Below are 14,149 nucleotides of genomic sequence, written 5' to 3' on the forward strand. Positions count from 1 at the left end.
CTACCTTACCGCGAGGAACGACTGATATATCAGTTGCTCATCAGGTGACTCTCAGCTCTCAGGATGGTGGTCGGATGGCAACGGACTTCCTCTGGCGCAACCCCGAGCCGCGCTCCTCGTACGACGTCGTCATCATCGGCGCCGGGGGCCACGGTCTGGCCACCGCCTACTACCTCGCCGCGCAGCACGGCATCACCAACGTCGCCGTCCTGGAGAAGGGCTGGCTGGCCGGCGGCAACATGGCGCGCAACACCACGATCATCCGGTCGAACTATCTGTGGGACGAGAGCGCGGCGATCTACGAGTACGCGCTCAAGCTCTGGGAGCGGCTGCCGGCGGAGCTGGACCACGACTTCCTCTTCAGCCAGCGCGGTGTCCTCAACCTCGCGCACACCCTCCAGGACGTCCGCGAGGGCACCCGCCGGGTCAACGCCAACCGGCTCAACGGCGTCGACGCCCAGTGGCTCGGGCCCGAAGAGATCGCCGAGGTCTGCCCGATCGTGAACGTCTCCCCCGCCACGCGGTATCCGGTCCTCGGCGGCACCTTCCAGCCCCGGGCCGGTATCGCCAAGCACGACCAGGTCGCCTGGGCGTTCGCCCGCCGGGCCGACGCGCTGGGCGTCGATCTCGTCCAGGGCTGCGAGGTCACCGGGTTCGTCAAGGACGGCGACCGGGTCGTCGGTGTCGAGACCGGTCGCGGACGTATCCTCGCCGGCCGGGTCGGTCTCGCCGCCGCCGGACACAGCGGTGTGCTGGCGGAGCGGGCCGGATTCCGGCTGCCCGTGCAGTCCCATCCGCTCCAGGCGCTGGTCTCGGAGCTGCACGAGCCGGTGCACCCCACGGTGGTGATGTCGAACCATGTGCATGTCTATGTCTCCCAGGCGCACAAGGGCGAGCTGGTGATGGGCGCCGGGGTCGACGCGTACACCGGCTACGGACAGCGCGGCTCCTTCCATGTGATTGAGCGTCAGATGGCCGCCGCCGTCGAGCTGTTCCCCGTCTTCGCGCGGGCGCATGTGCTGCGGACCTGGGGCGGCATCGTCGATGTCACCCCGGACGCCTCCCCCATCGTCGGCACCACACCCGTCGGGAACCTGTACGTCAACTGCGGCTGGGGCACCGGGGGTTTCAAGGCCACCCCGGCCGCCGGGTGGACCTTCGCGCACACCATCGCCACGGGTGAGCCGCATCCGCTGAACGCCCCCTTCTCCCTCGAACGCTTCACCACAGGGGCGTTGATCGACGAACACGGCGCGGCGGCCGTGGCCCACTGAGCCGGACCACCAAGCAGGACCCACCGAGGAGGACGCCGTGCTGAGGAGGATGCCGTGCTGCTGATCAGCTGTCCCTGGTGCGGACCGCGCGACGAGACCGAGTACCACTACGGCGGGCAGGCCCATGTGCCCCACCCCGAGCACCCGGCCGATCTCGACGACCGGCAGTGGGCCGAGTACGTCTTCTACCGCGAAAGCCCCAAGGGCCCCTTCGCCGAACGGTGGATGCACCGCACCGGCTGCCGCCGCTGGTTCAACGTCGTGCGCGACACCGTCACATACGAGGTGCTGGCCTCCTACCGGCCCGGCGAGCCGCGCCCCGAACTGCCCCGGACCGGAGGCCCCCAATGAGCGACCAGCGCTTCCGGCTCCAGCAGGGGGGCCGTATCGACCGCGCCGCCGTGCTGCGGTTCACCGTCGACGGGCGGGAGCTGACCGGCCATCCCGGTGACACCGTCGCCTCGGCGATGCTCGCGCACGGTCTCGTGGAGGTCGCTCCGTCGATCCACCGCGGCCGTCCGCGCGGCATCGTCGCCGCCGGCGCGGAGGAGCCCAACGCCCTGGTACGGATCGACGGGCCCTGCGCGGAGGGCATGCTCCCGGCGACGACGGTGGAGCTGTACGACGGGCTGTCCGCCACGACGCTCTCCGGGCGGGGCCGGCTCGACCCGGCCCCCGACCCCGCCGTCCACGACAAGAAGTACGTCCACACCGACGTCCTGGTCATCGGCGCCGGACCGGCCGGGCTGACGGCCGCCGCCACCGCCGCCGGCTCCGGCGCCCGGGTGATCCTCGTGGACGACCAGCCCGAGACCGGCGGTTCGCTGCTCTCCGAACGGAGTGTGCCCGCGTGGGCCGCCGAGGCGCGGGCGGCACTCGACGCCGCCCCCGAGGCCGTCGTCCTGCGGCGCACCACGGCCGTCGGCTCGTACGACGACAACTATGTACTGGCCCTGCAACGGCGCACCGACCACCTCGGCAGCGCCGCCCCCGGACCGGCCACCGGTGTCTCGCGCCAGCGGCTGTGGCACCTACGGGCGCGCCAGGTGGTCCTGGCGACCGGCGCGCACGAACGCCCGCTCGTCTTCGCGGGCAATGACCGCCCCGGTGTGATGCTCGCCGGGGCGGTGCGCACCTACCTCAACCGGTACGCGGTGGCACCGGGTTCGCGGGCGGTGGTGAGCACGACCAACGACAGCGCGTACGACACGGTGGCCGATCTGCGCGCCGCCGGGATCGGTGTCGCCGCCGTCGTGGACGCGCGCCCCGCGCTGTCCCCCCGGGCGGCCGAGGTCGCCGTGGCGACGGGGGTACGGGTGCTCACGGGCAGCGCGGTGGTGGGGAGTGCGGGCGACGGGCGTCTCACCGGTGTCACCGTCCAGGGCATCGACGGCCGGGGTCAACTGACCGGCACCCCGGAGTCGTTCGGCTGCGATCTGCTCGCCGTCTCGGGCGGGTGGAGCCCGGTGACGCACCTCCACAGCCAGCGCCAGGGCCGGCTGCGCTGGGACGAGGATCTGGCCGCGTTCGTCCCCGACGGGGCCGTACGGAACCAGCGGGTCGTCGGCGCGGCCCGGGGGACGTACGGACCCGACGGCGCTCGGGCCGAAGGGGCACGGGCCGGCGCGCTGGCGGCGACGGACGCCGGATTCCCGGTGCCCGTACCGGATCCGCCGGCCGAGGAGGCCCGGTCCGGGGGGCCGGTGCGCGCGCTGTGGCTGGTGCCCGGCATCGGCGGCGGCAGTGGCAGCGGCAGCGACGGTGAGGACACCCACTTCGTCGACCTCCAGCGCGATGTCACGGTCGCCGACATCCGGCGCGCCATCGACGCCGGTATGCGCGGTGTCGAGCACGTCAAGCGCCACACCACGCTCGGCACCGCGGCCGACCAGGGCAGGACGTCCGGTGTCAACGCGATCGGTGTGATCGCCGAGATCCTCGGCACGGGCGCGTCGCCCGGGGACATCGGCACCACCACCTACCGGGCGCCGTACACACCGGTGGCCTTCGCCGCCCTGGCCGGACGGGAGCGCGGCGAGCTGTTCGATCCGGAGCGTACGACCGCCGTCCACCACTGGCATGTCGCGCACGGAGCGGTGTTCGAGGACGTCGGGCAGTGGAAGCGCCCCCGGTACTACCCCTTGCCCGGCGAGGACATGGACACAGCCGTGGCCCGTGAGTGCCGGGCGGCCCGTGAGGGCGTGGCGGTCATGGACGCCTCCACCCTCGGCAAGATCGAGATCCGGGGCCCCGACGCCGGTGAGTTCCTCGACCGCGTCTACACCAACGCCTTCAAGAAGCTCAGGCCCGGACTCGCCCGTTACGGTGTGATGTGCCGACCCGACGGGATGATCCTCGACGACGGTGTGACCCTGCGCCTCGACGAGAACCGCTACTTCATGACGACCACCACCGGCGGCGCGGCGAACGTCCTGGAGTGGCTGGAGGAGTGGCTCCAGACCGAGTGGCCCGGACTCGACGTCCACTGCACCTCGGTGACCGAGCAGTGGACGACGATCGCCGTCGTCGGCCCCCGGGCGCGCGCGGTCGTCGCCCCGCTCGCGCCCCAACTCGACCTGTCCGCAGAGGCGTTCCCCTTCATGACGTTCCGCGGGACCACGCTGGCGTCCGGTGTCCCGGCCCGTGTCTGCCGGATCTCCTTCTCCGGCGAACTCGCCTACGAGATCAATGTCCCGGCGTGGTACGGCCGGGCCGTCTGGGAGCAGGTGTACGAGGCCGGGCGGCCCCTCGGCATCACCCCGTACGGCACGGAGACCATGCATGTGCTGCGGGCGGAGAAGGGCTTCATCATCGTCGGCCAGGACACCGACGGCACCGTCACACCGCAGGACGCGGGCATGGACTGGGTGGTGTCGAAGCGGAAGGACTTCATCGGCAAGCGGTCCCACTCCCGCGCGGACACCTCCCGGGCCGACCGCAAGCAGCTGGTCGGTCTGCTGCCGTGCGACCGCCGGACGCGGCTGCCCGAGGGCACCCAGCTCGTCGCGCCGGATGTGCCGGTGACACCGGAGGCCGGGCCGGTGCCAATGCTCGGCCATGTCACGTCCAGCTACCACAGCCCGGCCCTGGGGCGGCCCTTCGCGCTCGCCCTCGTCGCCGGCGGGCGGGCGAGGATCGGTAAGACCCTGCTCGCTCCGGTGGGCGAGGAGCTGGTGCCCGTCCTGGTGACCGGCTCCGTTCTTTACGATCCCGAAGGGACCAGACGAGATGGCTGAGGCGACGACCGGGACCGGCAGCGGGACCGGCAGCGGCGGTGGCAGCGGCGCGGGACCGGCGGCCCTGCGCGGAAGCCCGCTGGCGCATCTGACGGAGCGGATGCGGGCCGCCGCCGTCACCGGCGCCCGTGGTGTGACGCTGGCCGAGCGCCCGTTCCTCACCATGGTGAATCTGCGTGTGGACCCCGCTTCCGAGGCGGCCGGCCGGATCGGGAAGACCCTGGGCGCGCCGCTCCCGGGGCTGTGCGGACACACCGCCGCGGCCGGGTCCCGTACGGTCGTCTGGCTCGGTCCCGACGAGTGGCTCGTCCTGTCCCGGGCCGAAGCGGCTTCTGTGGCGGCCGAGTTGGCGGAGGCCCTCGGCGCGGACCCCGGCTCGGTGGTGGATGTCTCCGCGAACCGCACCACACTGGAGCTGGCCGGCCCGGCCGCCCGGCAGGTGCTGGAGAAGGGCTGCCCGCTGGATCTGCACCCCCGGGCCTTCGGCCCCGGCCGGGCGGTGTCGACCACCGTGGGGCCGGTCGCCGTACTGCTCCAGCAGGTCGACGCCGCGCCGACGTACCGGCTGTATCCGCGTGCGTCGTTCGCCGACTACCTGGCGCGCTGGCTCATCGACGCGATGAGCGAGTACGGCGGTCCCGAGCTGCCCTGAGCCGCCCTGAGCCGCCTGCGCCGACCGAGCCGCCTGAGCACCTCTTACGATGGGCCCATGTCCGGTCGCCAGCAGTCCTCACCAGCACACGATGCGCATCAGCACACCCCCGGCGTCCGCGAACTCACCGCGGCGGCGTCGGTCTTCTCGCTGCTCTCCGATCCGACGCGTCTGCAACTGGTGTGGCTGCTGACCCGCGGCGAGGCGGATGTGACCGCGCTGGCGGCGGCGTGCGACGCGGCGCGGCCCGCCGTGAGCCAGCATCTGGCCAAGCTGCGGCTCGCGGAGCTGGTGCGCGCGCGCAAGGACGGCCGGCATGTCGTCTACGCGCTTACGGACGGGCATCTGCGCCGTCTGGTGGTGGAGGCGATCGGCCACGCCCAGCACCAGGTCAGCGGGGAGCCCTGGCACGACTGATCCCGGCGGGCGGGGCGTTGTCGCGCCTTGCCGACACCTTGCCATCCCCTACATGTGCACAGGTGCGCACACATGCATTAGATTAAGAGCCGCGTGGCCCGGGCCCGCCGCGCACCCGCCATGCCCCGCCACGCCCAAGGAGGCGCCGCATGCTCTCCGTGCTGCGCGACCGCACGTACCGGCATCTCTTCGCCGCCCAGGTCATCGCCCTCGTCGGGACCGGGCTGGCGACCGTCGCCCTGAGCCTGCTCGCCTACGACATGGCCGGAGCGGACGCGTCCGCCGTGCTCGGCACGGCCCTCGCGATCAAGATGGTCGCGTACGTGGGGATCGCGCCCCTCGTTGGCGCCCTGGCCGGGCGGATTCCCCGGCGCACCCTGCTCGTCTCGATGGATCTGACCCGGGCCGCCGTCGCCCTCGCCCTGCCCTTCGTGAGCCAGGTGTGGCAGGTCTATGTGCTGGTCTTCGTGCTCCAGTGCGCCTCGGCCGCCTTCACCCCGGCGTTCCAGGCGACGATTCCGCGGGTGCTCCCCGACGAGCGCGACTACACACGGGCGCTGTCGCTCTCCCGGCTCGCGTACGACCTGGAGAGCCTGTTCAGCCCGGCCCTCGCGGCGGCCCTGCTCTCGCTGATCTCGTACAACTGGCTGTTCGCGGGCACCACGGTGGGTTTTCTGGCCTCCGGCGCGCTGGTGGTCTCCGTACTGCTGCCCGCGCCCTCGCCCATACCCGTCGCTGAGGGGCGGACCGGTGGTGTGTACGCGAAGGCGTCCTTCGGGACCCGGCTCTTCCTCGCCACGCCCCGGCTGCGCGCCCTGCTGGCACTGGATCTTACGGTCGCGGCGGGCGGTGCCATGGTCACCGTCAACACGGTCGTCCTGGTCCGCGACCAGCTGGACCGGGCCGTCGGTGATGTCTCACTGGCGCTCGGCGCGTACGGAGCCGGCTCGCTGACCGCGGCCCTGGCGCTGCCGCGGCTGCTCGAACGGGCCCGCGACCGTACGCTGATGCTGCCCGCCGCCTTCGTGACGGCGGGCCTGCTGGCCGCACTCGCGGTCGGTACGGCCGTCGCTCCCGGGCCCTGGGCGTGGCCGGCCCTGCTCGTCGCCTGGACACTGCTCGGCACCGCCTCCTCCGTCGTCGTCACCCCCTCCGGGCGGCTGCTGCGCCGCTCCGCCACGGACGCCGATCTGCCCGCCGCCTTCGCCGCGCGCTTCTCCCTCTCCCACGGCTGCTGGCTGCTCACCTATCCGCTCGCGGGGTGGCTGGCGGCCCGGGCGGGAATGCCGGTGGCGGCCACCGCGCTGGCCGTCCTCGCGCTGGCCGGCGCCGGCACCGCCCTAGCGCTCTGGCCGCGTACGGACCCCGCCCGCCTCGACCATCTGCACAGCGAACTCCCGGCCGGACACCCGCACGTACGGGACGCGGTCCCCACGCGAGGAGGATTCCGGCACGGCCACGACTACCGTATCGACACCCTGCACCGGCGCTGGCCCTCCGCGCAGAGCGCTTCGGTGAGCCGCTGACCGGCCGCGCGTCCCGACGCGTTCACCGGTCGCCCCGTACGGTGTCGACGAACTCCACCGGATCCCGGGGCAGTTCGTCGCCGCGCCACGCCACATGACCGTCCGGCCGGACGAGCACATAGGACCGTTCGTAGAGCGCGGCGACCGGCCCGTCACCGCCCTCGCGTACGGTGAACGGCACACCCCGGTCGGCGAACGCCCGTTCGATCCGCGCGAGTTGGCCGTGCGCGGCGTGCTCCGCGCCCTTGGTGAAGGCCAGCAGGACGAAGCCGCGCCCGAACAGGTCCAGTGTGGAGGTGGTGGCGTCCCACCACGCGTGCGCGGCCCGGTAACCGGGCTCGCTGCCGGGGCGCCAGGCGGCGTCCGGCTTGCCGTCCCGGGCCGGTACACCGGGGTCCTCGATAATGGCCGGCGAGCGGTAGCGCAGCCCGAAATGGATCTCCGGAGCGTCGAACTCCCTTTGTACGTTGCCGCTCTCCAGCCGCCGCGCCATCTCCGCACGGGCCCGCTCGCCCTCGGGTCCGTCCAGGTGGATCTCGGGCGGCACCCGTCTGCGCAGGGTGCGCTGGAGGTTGAGGTGGGCCTCGTGCAGACTCTCCACGGCGATCGGTCTGCGCTCGGTCTCGTACGTGTCGAGCAGCCGGCGCCCGGCCCAGCCGTCCAGCACGGCGGCGAGTTTCCAGCCCAGGTCGGCAGCGTCGGCCACACCGGTGTTGAGTCCGAAGCCGCCGGAGGGCGACAGGGTGTGCGCGGCGTCCCCGGCCAGCAGGACGCGCCCGGCGCGGTACCGGTCCGCGACCCGGTGGGTGAGATGCCACGCGCCGTCGCTCAGCAGCTCGACCGGGGTGTCAAGGGCGAGGGCGTCCCTGATCAGCGACAACGCGTCGACAACGCCGGTGTCGCTGTCACTGTCGCTGTCGTCGACGCCCACGACCAGGTTGTAGAGATCGCTCCCGTTCAGCGCGCGCAGGGGGAAACGCAGGGTGGACGAGAGCATGAGGAAGTGGACGAGGGCGGCGCGGTCGCCGAGCTGCTTCCTCAACTCGGGTGCGCGGAAAAGGATGTTGCGGAACACCTGCGTACGGTGGCGCGCGGGCGCGTCGATGCCGCAGGACCGGCGGACGGGAGAGGCGGCGCCGTCGCAGGCGACCAGGAACCGGGCCCGTACGGTGCCGGTCGTACCGGTGGCGTGGTCGGTGAGGACGGCGTCGACGTGGTCGTCGGCCGGCAGCACACGGCCGACGGTCGTACGGAGCCGGAGCGGACCGTCCGGGTGAACGCCCACGGCCCGTGTCAGCACGGGGTTCAGCCAGTGTGCCGGACAGATCTGGTCGGGCTCGGGGGTGTGCGCGAAGGCCGGGCGGCCGGCGGCGGTTCCCCGGCGGTACCGGTAGATCTCGTGGCCGCCGACCCGGGTGACCCAGGCGATGTCCAGGGGGTGATCGGCGGGCCAGCCTGCGTCGCGGACGGCGTCCGCGACCCCCCAGCGGCGCAGCAGTTCCATCGAGCGCGGACCGATCGTGCTGACCTTGGGATGCCGGACCGTGCCGTCGCCCGCGTCGGCGACCACACAGCCGATGCCCCGGTACGCCAGGTCCAGCGCAAGCGCCATGCCGACCGGGCCGCCGCCCACGATCAGTACGTCGGTCCGCTCAACGGGGTTGGTCATCACGGGCGTTCCGCGATGACCAGAAGGCAGCCGAAGTCGTCGGCCCCCGCCAGGTCGGACGGCCGGAAGGCGTCCTCGTCGGTGAAGTCGAAGTTTCCCTCGTTCATGGCGGCGGGACGGTCCTCCGCGGTCGCCGCCCTCGCCAGCTCCTCCGCGAGCCGCAGCGTGGTCTGCTCGGTGATGTCGAGGATGCCGCGCAGCCGCAGGCCGCAGCGGTGGAGCAGGGCGACGTAGTCGTCGATGTCCGCGGTGGTGGACATGAGGTCGCGGCAGAACTTGTCGATGCCCGGGTGCCGTACCGCCTTGCGCGGATGGCGGTCGAACACATCGGTGAGAACGAGCCGGCCGCCGGGCGCGAGGACCCGGGCCACCTCGGTGAACACCTGCTCGCGGTCGGGCATGTGGCAGACCGACTCCAGGGCCATCACCGCGTCGAACGCCCCGTCGGAGAAAGGCAGTCCCATCGCATCGCCGTGCCGGAACACGGCCCGGTCGGCGAGTCCGGCCTCGGCCGCCAGCCGGTTGGCGGTCTTGATCTGCTCCTCGCTGATGCTGATGCCGGTGACCCGGGCGCCGGTGTGCGAGACGACCCGCAGACCGGGGCCGCCCACACCGCAGCCGAGGTCGAGGACATGGGACGAGCTGTCGGCCTTCAGCCAGTCGATGAACACATCGGTGAGCCGGTCCATCGCCTCGTCGATCGTGGCCTCGGAGTCCGGTGAGTCCCAGTAGCCGATGTGGACGTTGGGGTTGAAGGTGCCGTCGCGCATCGCGCTCAGTGTCAGCCGGTCGTACAGCTCCCCGACGGCTCCCGGTACGGGCAGGATCTGGGTCTGGTCCGGGACCCGGGTCCGGGTCCGGTTACGGTTCTCGGTCCGGTTCTCGGTCCGGTTCTCGGTCCGGTTCTGGGTCCGGGCGGATTCGGTCATGGCAGCGGCCTTTCGTTGTGGGGTCCGGGAACCTGGGGGGACACGGGCGAGTGGTGCGCGCTCTCGATCTCCCGGCACCGGGCGTAGTCCGGCAGCAGGCCCCGCTCCCGCGCCTCGGCGAGGGTGGGCGCCGCGCGGTCCCGCGCGGAGAGGAGGGGCTCACCGGCGGTGAGGGGCAGCCCGAGGGCCGGATCGAGGACGGACAGGGCGAGTTCGTGCTCCGCCACATAGCTTCCGGAGAGCATGTACGACATGACGGTGTCGTCCTCCAGCGCCACGAACGCGTGGCCCACCCCCACGGGGAAGTAGCTGGTCCGGTGGTCCCGCTGGTCCATCAGTACGGTGTCCCATGCGCCGAACGTGGGCGAGCCTGTCCTGATGTCGACCACGATGTCCAGCGCCTTTCCCCGGGCGCAGTAGACGTACTTCGCGGTGCCGGGCGGTGTTGTGGTGAAGTGGATCCCCCGCACCACACCGCGCCGGGACACACTGTGGTTGGTCTGCGCGACACGGAAGAGCGGGGCACCGTGCGCCTCGGTGAACGCCTCCTCCTGGAACGGGGAGAGAAACAGGCCCCGGTCGTCGGGGAAGGCGTGGGGGGTGAACTCGATCGCCCCCTCGACAGCGAGTTTGCGTGCTTTCACATCTGCTCCCCTGTGAGGTGTGGCCGATGAAGAGGTGTGGTCGATAAAGAGGTACGGCCGGTATGAGGTGCGGCCTGCGGGTGTCACAGGGTGGTCAGCACCTCGCGCACCGCGTGGATCACCTTGTCCTGGAGGTCTGCCGAGAGCGCGGGGTACATCGGCAGCGAGAAGATCTCGGCGGCCAGCGCCTCGGTGACGGGCAGCGAGCCCGGGGCGTAGCCGAGGTGGGCGAAGCCGGTCATGGTGTGCACCGGCCACGGATAGCTGATGTTGAGATGGATGTCGTGGGCCTTGAGGCGCTCGATGATGTCGTCGCGCCGGGGGTGGCGCACCACGTACACGTAGTACACGTGGTCATTGCCGGGGACGGTGTGCGGGAGGACGAGCGCGGTGTCGGCGAGCCCGTCGGCGTAGCGCTGTGCGACGGCCCGGCGGCGGGCGATGTAGGTGTCGAGCCGCCCGAGCTTGCGCCGGAGGATCTCGGCCTGCACCTCGTCCAGCCGGCTGTTGTGGGCGGGGGTCTCCAGGGTGTAGTACCGCTCGTCCATGCCGTAGTAGCGCAGCCTGCGCAGCCGCCGGGCCACGGAGGCGTCCGAGGTGGTCGTGGCGCCTCCGTCGCCGTACGCGCCGAGGACTTTGGTCGGGTAGAAGGAGAAGGCGGCCACCTCACCGGTCGTGCCCGCCAGGGTGCCGCCCTGCCGGGCTCCGTGGGCCTGGGCGCAGTCCTCCAGTACGGCCAGCCCGTGCCGGGCGGCCAGCTCCGTCAGGGGCGCCATGTCCACGCACTGCCCGTACAGATGCACCGGGAGGAGACACCGGGTGCGTTCGGTGATCGCCGCCGCCACCTGGCCGGTGTCCATGAGGTAGTCGTGCGCGCGGATGTCCACGAAGACGGGGGTGGCGCCGGTGGAGTCGATGGCGACCACGGTGGGCGCGGCGGTGTTCGACACCGTGATCACCTCGTCGCCCGGTCCGACGCCCAGCGCCTGGAGGCCGAGCTTGATCGCGTTCGTACCGTTGTCGACACCGACACAGTGGTCCACTCCGTGGTAGGCGGCGAACTCCGTCTCGAAGCCGCGCACACTCGCACCGAGGACGAGCTGTCCCGACCGGAAGACCGTCTCCACGGCGTCCAGGATGTCCGGCCGTTCGTCCTCGTACTCCGCCAGGTAGTCCCATACGCGTGTGGTCATGTGCCCGCCTCTCGTCCGCTCGAACGTGGTTGGATTCACCGGCACTTCGCCTCTTCGCGCAGCTGCCGCGCCAGGGCGGCGACGGTGCGGTCCACCCCTTCGGGCAGCGTGGTCCGGGGGTGCCAGCCGGTGGCCGCCCGGAACGCGGAGGAGTCGATGGTCACACTGCGGAAGTCCGTCACGGGCGCGTGTGACGGCGGTTCCACGGACACCACCGGAACCGGGGGCCGGCCCGTGTGGCCGGACACGGCACGGGCGACGAGCCGGAAAACGTCGCCGAGCGCGTCGCCCCGGCCCGCGCCGATCAGCCAGTGGCCGCCCACCAGGGGGGCCGGCCGGTCGAGCGCGGCGGTGAACGCCGCCGCGACATCGTCGACATGGACGAGATCGCGCCGTACGGTGCCGTCGTGCCACATGGTGAGCGCGTCGCCCGCGAGCGCCCGGCGGGCCATGGCGGACACCACACCGCGGTCGGTCGCGCCGGACGCCGCGCCCTCGCCGTACACCGTGGGCAGCCGGAGGCTGATGCCGCGCACCCGGCCGTCGGCGGTGGCTGCCATCAGGAGGCGTTCCGCGGTCAACTTCTGCCGGTCGTAGGCGGTTTCGGGGTGGTCGGGCTCGCCGCCGTCGAGCGGCTCCCGCGGTGGCGCGCCGACCTGTGAGGCGGCGCCGCCGTACACCACCAGCGGGGGCGGCGCGCCGGGGACGGCAGGCCGCAGCAGGTCGACGAGGTCCCGCAGTACCCCCACGTTCACCCGCTCGGCGCCCGGGTCGCTCTCGGCGGCCCGCCAGCCGCCGTCCCCCAGGAGCAGATGGACCACTGCGTCCGATCCGGCGACCGCCTCGGCGAGCGCCGTCCGGTCGGTGAGATCGGCGGTGACGACGGTGGTCCCGGCCGGGCCGGGTGCCGGTACGGCAGGTCTGCGCGCCACCAGCCGCAGCCGGACCGGACGGCGCGCGAGCGCGCGGACGACGGCCGAGCCCACGAAACCCGAGGCGCCGAGCACCGTGATCAGCGGCTCGGGGGCCGGGGCCGCCGGTGCGCGCTTCACGCCGCGTCCCTCTCCCGGGGGCCCCTGGGCGCCCGGGTCCGTGTCGCCACGGCGTTGAGGCAGGCCAGCAGGGTGCGGGCCTCGACGTTGAGATAGTGGCCGTGCCGGGTGAGGGCGGTGAGCTGGGCGGGGGTGACCCAGGTGTAGCCGGGGGGAGGGTCGAGCGCGGCGGCGATGTCCAGGGCCCCGCGCGGGTCCGGGTCGGCGCCCCTGTCCGCGTCCACGTCCCTGTCCGCGTCCTCGTCCCTGTCCACGTCCACGACGAGGTAGCGGCTTCTGGCGTTCAGGAAGCGTCCGCCCTCCTCGGAGTGGACGGCCTCGTAACGGATGCGCGACGAGGGGGCGCCCAGGACGGCGTCGAGGAAGGGCGGGCGGTCCGCCGCGGGCATATGGGCGTAGTTGCCGGGCGTGCACTGGACGGTCGGGGCCAGCTCGACCGTATCCAGACAGCCGCCCTCGGCACGGGCCTGCACCAGCACATGCGGCACACCGCCGACCTCGCGCACCAGGAACGCCGCCACCCCCAGTCCGACAGGTTCGATCAACGGCTGTGTCCAGCGCACCACTTCACGGTTGCCGGCCCGTACGGAGACGGCGACGACCTTGAAGTAGCGGCCCTCCTCGTGCTCGATCGTCGCGACACCCCGGCGCCAGCCGCGTACGGAGGCGAGCGGGATGCACTGGGCGCGCATGTCGTGGCGGGAGCGCTCGCCGGTGAACCACGACAGGAACTGGAGGTCGGAGAGCAGCGCGCCGGGCGCCGCGTCCCGGTACGGCAGACAGGACAGTACGGTCCTGGCGTTCATGTTGATCAGGTCGTCCGCGTGCAGCAGTTCGGCGATCTGGCCGAGGGTGAGCCAGCAGAAGTCGTCCAGCTCGGGCACCTCGTCCAGGGTCTCGACAATCATGTTGCGATTGGACTTGTGGAAGAACCACGAGCCCTGTTCCGACTGGAGGACATCGACGATGACCCGCTCGCGGTCGGGCCGGAAGAAGCAGTCGATGAGCTTGACGTCCGTGCCCCGGTGGGCCCTGGTGTAGTTGCTGCGGGTGGCCTGCACGGTGGGTGAGAGCTGGAGCAGATTGGGGGTCCCGGGCTCCATCTTGGCCTGCATCAGGAAGTGCAGCACCCCGTCCAGCTCCTTGGCCAGGATGCCCAGGATGCCCACCTCGGGCTGCCGGATGACCGGCTGCTGCCACTCCCGGTGGGGGCCGTCGCCATGGGGGCGGTCGCGCTCCACCACCTGCATGCCCTCGACGGTGAAGAACCGCCCGCTGCGATGCACGAGATTGCCGGTGTCGCTCTCGAACCGCCACTCGTCCAGCTCCGCGAACGGGACGCGTTCCACGTGGAAGACATGGGCCCGGCGGCGCTCGGCCAGCCAGCCCCGGACGTCCTCGGTCGGCAGCCGCGCACCCCGGCGGGTCGCGGCCGACAGGGCGATACGGTCGGCCTGTTCGCGGTCGTGTCGCGGCCGTACGGCGCTGGGCGGCGCGGGGGCGGCGCGGGCCGCCGGGGCGGGCGGTGGGACGAGACTGGACGACATCGGGGAACTC

General features: G+C 72.3%; 12 protein-coding genes. 6 read left to right on the forward strand and 6 right to left on the reverse strand.

Annotated features, from left to right (window positions below):
* Positions 1 to 74: 74 nt before the first annotated feature.
* The 6 genes from DVK44_RS01675 (at position 75) to DVK44_RS01700 (ending at position 7,105) form a co-directional block, all read left to right on the forward strand.
* Positions 75 to 1,274 carry a sarcosine oxidase subunit beta family protein gene (locus DVK44_RS01675; RefSeq protein WP_114657972.1) on the forward strand — a complete coding sequence of 400 codons (1,200 nt, stop codon included), beginning with the start codon at positions 75 to 77 and terminating at the stop codon, positions 1,272 to 1,274.
* 54 nt (positions 1,275 to 1,328) lie between these two features.
* Positions 1,329 to 1,625 carry a sarcosine oxidase subunit delta gene (locus DVK44_RS01680; RefSeq protein ID WP_114657973.1) on the forward strand — a complete coding sequence of 99 codons (297 nt, stop codon included), beginning with the start codon at positions 1,329 to 1,331 and terminating at the stop codon, positions 1,623 to 1,625.
* Complete coding sequence (locus DVK44_RS01685) at positions 1,622 to 4,510, forward strand: sarcosine oxidase subunit alpha family protein (RefSeq protein ID WP_114657974.1); 2,889 nt, start codon at positions 1,622 to 1,624, stop codon at positions 4,508 to 4,510. The genes DVK44_RS01680 and DVK44_RS01685 overlap by 4 nt, the downstream gene beginning before the upstream one ends.
* A gap of 100 nt (positions 4,511 to 4,610) precedes the next feature.
* Positions 4,611 to 5,162 carry a sarcosine oxidase subunit gamma gene (locus DVK44_RS01690; protein ID WP_181957603.1) on the forward strand — a complete coding sequence of 184 codons (552 nt, stop codon included), beginning with the start codon at positions 4,611 to 4,613 and terminating at the stop codon, positions 5,160 to 5,162.
* 57 nt (positions 5,163 to 5,219) lie between these two features.
* Positions 5,220 to 5,579, forward strand: a complete 360-nt coding sequence (locus tag DVK44_RS01695; RefSeq protein ID WP_114657976.1) for an ArsR/SmtB family transcription factor — start codon at positions 5,220 to 5,222, stop codon at positions 5,577 to 5,579.
* Between the two features lie 149 nt (positions 5,580 to 5,728).
* Complete coding sequence (locus tag DVK44_RS01700; RefSeq protein ID WP_114657977.1) at positions 5,729 to 7,105, forward strand: MFS transporter; 1,377 nt, start codon at positions 5,729 to 5,731, stop codon at positions 7,103 to 7,105.
* 22 nt (positions 7,106 to 7,127) lie between these two features.
* On the opposite strand, the gene DVK44_RS01705 is transcribed toward DVK44_RS01700, so the two are convergent.
* The 6 genes from DVK44_RS01705 to DVK44_RS01735 form a co-directional block, all read right to left on the reverse strand.
* A complete protein-coding gene (locus tag DVK44_RS01705; RefSeq protein WP_114657978.1) occupies positions 7,128 to 8,774 on the reverse strand; it encodes an FAD-dependent monooxygenase in 1,647 nt (548 codons plus the stop codon).
* Positions 8,774 to 9,703, reverse strand: coding sequence for a methyltransferase domain-containing protein (locus tag DVK44_RS01710; protein ID WP_162793625.1), 930 nt, complete (start codon positions 9,701 to 9,703; stop codon positions 8,774 to 8,776). Before DVK44_RS01710 ends, DVK44_RS01705 begins: the two co-directional genes overlap by 1 nt.
* Entirely contained in the window at positions 9,700 to 10,347 is a 648-nt protein-coding gene (locus DVK44_RS01720; protein WP_114657979.1) for a dTDP-4-dehydrorhamnose 3,5-epimerase family protein, read from the reverse strand. Before DVK44_RS01720 ends, DVK44_RS01710 begins: the two co-directional genes overlap by 4 nt.
* Positions 10,348 to 10,430: 83 nt before the next feature.
* Entirely contained in the window at positions 10,431 to 11,540 is a 1,110-nt protein-coding gene (locus tag DVK44_RS01725) for a DegT/DnrJ/EryC1/StrS family aminotransferase (RefSeq protein ID WP_114657980.1), read from the reverse strand.
* A gap of 35 nt (positions 11,541 to 11,575) precedes the next feature.
* Positions 11,576 to 12,592, reverse strand: a complete 1,017-nt coding sequence (locus tag DVK44_RS01730; protein ID WP_181957380.1) for an NAD-dependent epimerase/dehydratase family protein — start codon at positions 12,590 to 12,592, stop codon at positions 11,576 to 11,578.
* Positions 12,589 to 14,139: an NDP-hexose 2,3-dehydratase family protein gene (locus DVK44_RS01735; RefSeq protein ID WP_114657981.1), complete on the reverse strand. Its 1,551-nt coding sequence runs from the start codon at positions 14,137 to 14,139 to the stop codon at positions 12,589 to 12,591. Before DVK44_RS01735 ends, DVK44_RS01730 begins: the two co-directional genes overlap by 4 nt.
* Positions 14,140 to 14,149: the final 10 nt, after the last annotated feature.

It is taken from the genome of Streptomyces paludis, assembly GCF_003344965.1.
In the GTDB taxonomy this organism is placed as follows: domain Bacteria; phylum Actinomycetota; class Actinomycetes; order Streptomycetales; family Streptomycetaceae; genus Streptomyces; species Streptomyces paludis.

Coding starts and splice junctions, on each gene's coding strand:
- DVK44_RS01690 (WP_181957603.1), top strand. CDS start 4,611: ATGCGGGCCGCCGCCGTCACCGGCGCCCGTGGTGTGACGCTGGCCGAG.
- DVK44_RS01700 (WP_114657977.1), top strand. CDS start 5,729: ATGCTCTCCGTGCTGCGCGACCGCACGTACCGGCATCTCTTCGCCGCC.
- DVK44_RS01675 (WP_114657972.1), top strand. CDS start 75: ATGGCAACGGACTTCCTCTGGCGCAACCCCGAGCCGCGCTCCTCGTAC.
- DVK44_RS01685 (WP_114657974.1), top strand. CDS start 1,622: ATGAGCGACCAGCGCTTCCGGCTCCAGCAGGGGGGCCGTATCGACCGC.
- DVK44_RS01695 (WP_114657976.1), top strand. CDS start 5,220: ATGTCCGGTCGCCAGCAGTCCTCACCAGCACACGATGCGCATCAGCAC.
- DVK44_RS01725 (WP_114657980.1), bottom strand. CDS start 11,540: ATGACCACACGCGTATGGGACTACCTGGCGGAGTACGAGGACGAACGG.
- DVK44_RS01710 (WP_162793625.1), bottom strand. CDS start 9,703: ATGACCGAATCCGCCCGGACCCAGAACCGGACCGAGAACCGGACCGAG.
- DVK44_RS01705 (WP_114657978.1), bottom strand. CDS start 8,774: ATGACCAACCCCGTTGAGCGGACCGACGTACTGATCGTGGGCGGCGGC.
- DVK44_RS01735 (WP_114657981.1), bottom strand. CDS start 14,139: ATGTCGTCCAGTCTCGTCCCACCGCCCGCCCCGGCGGCCCGCGCCGCC.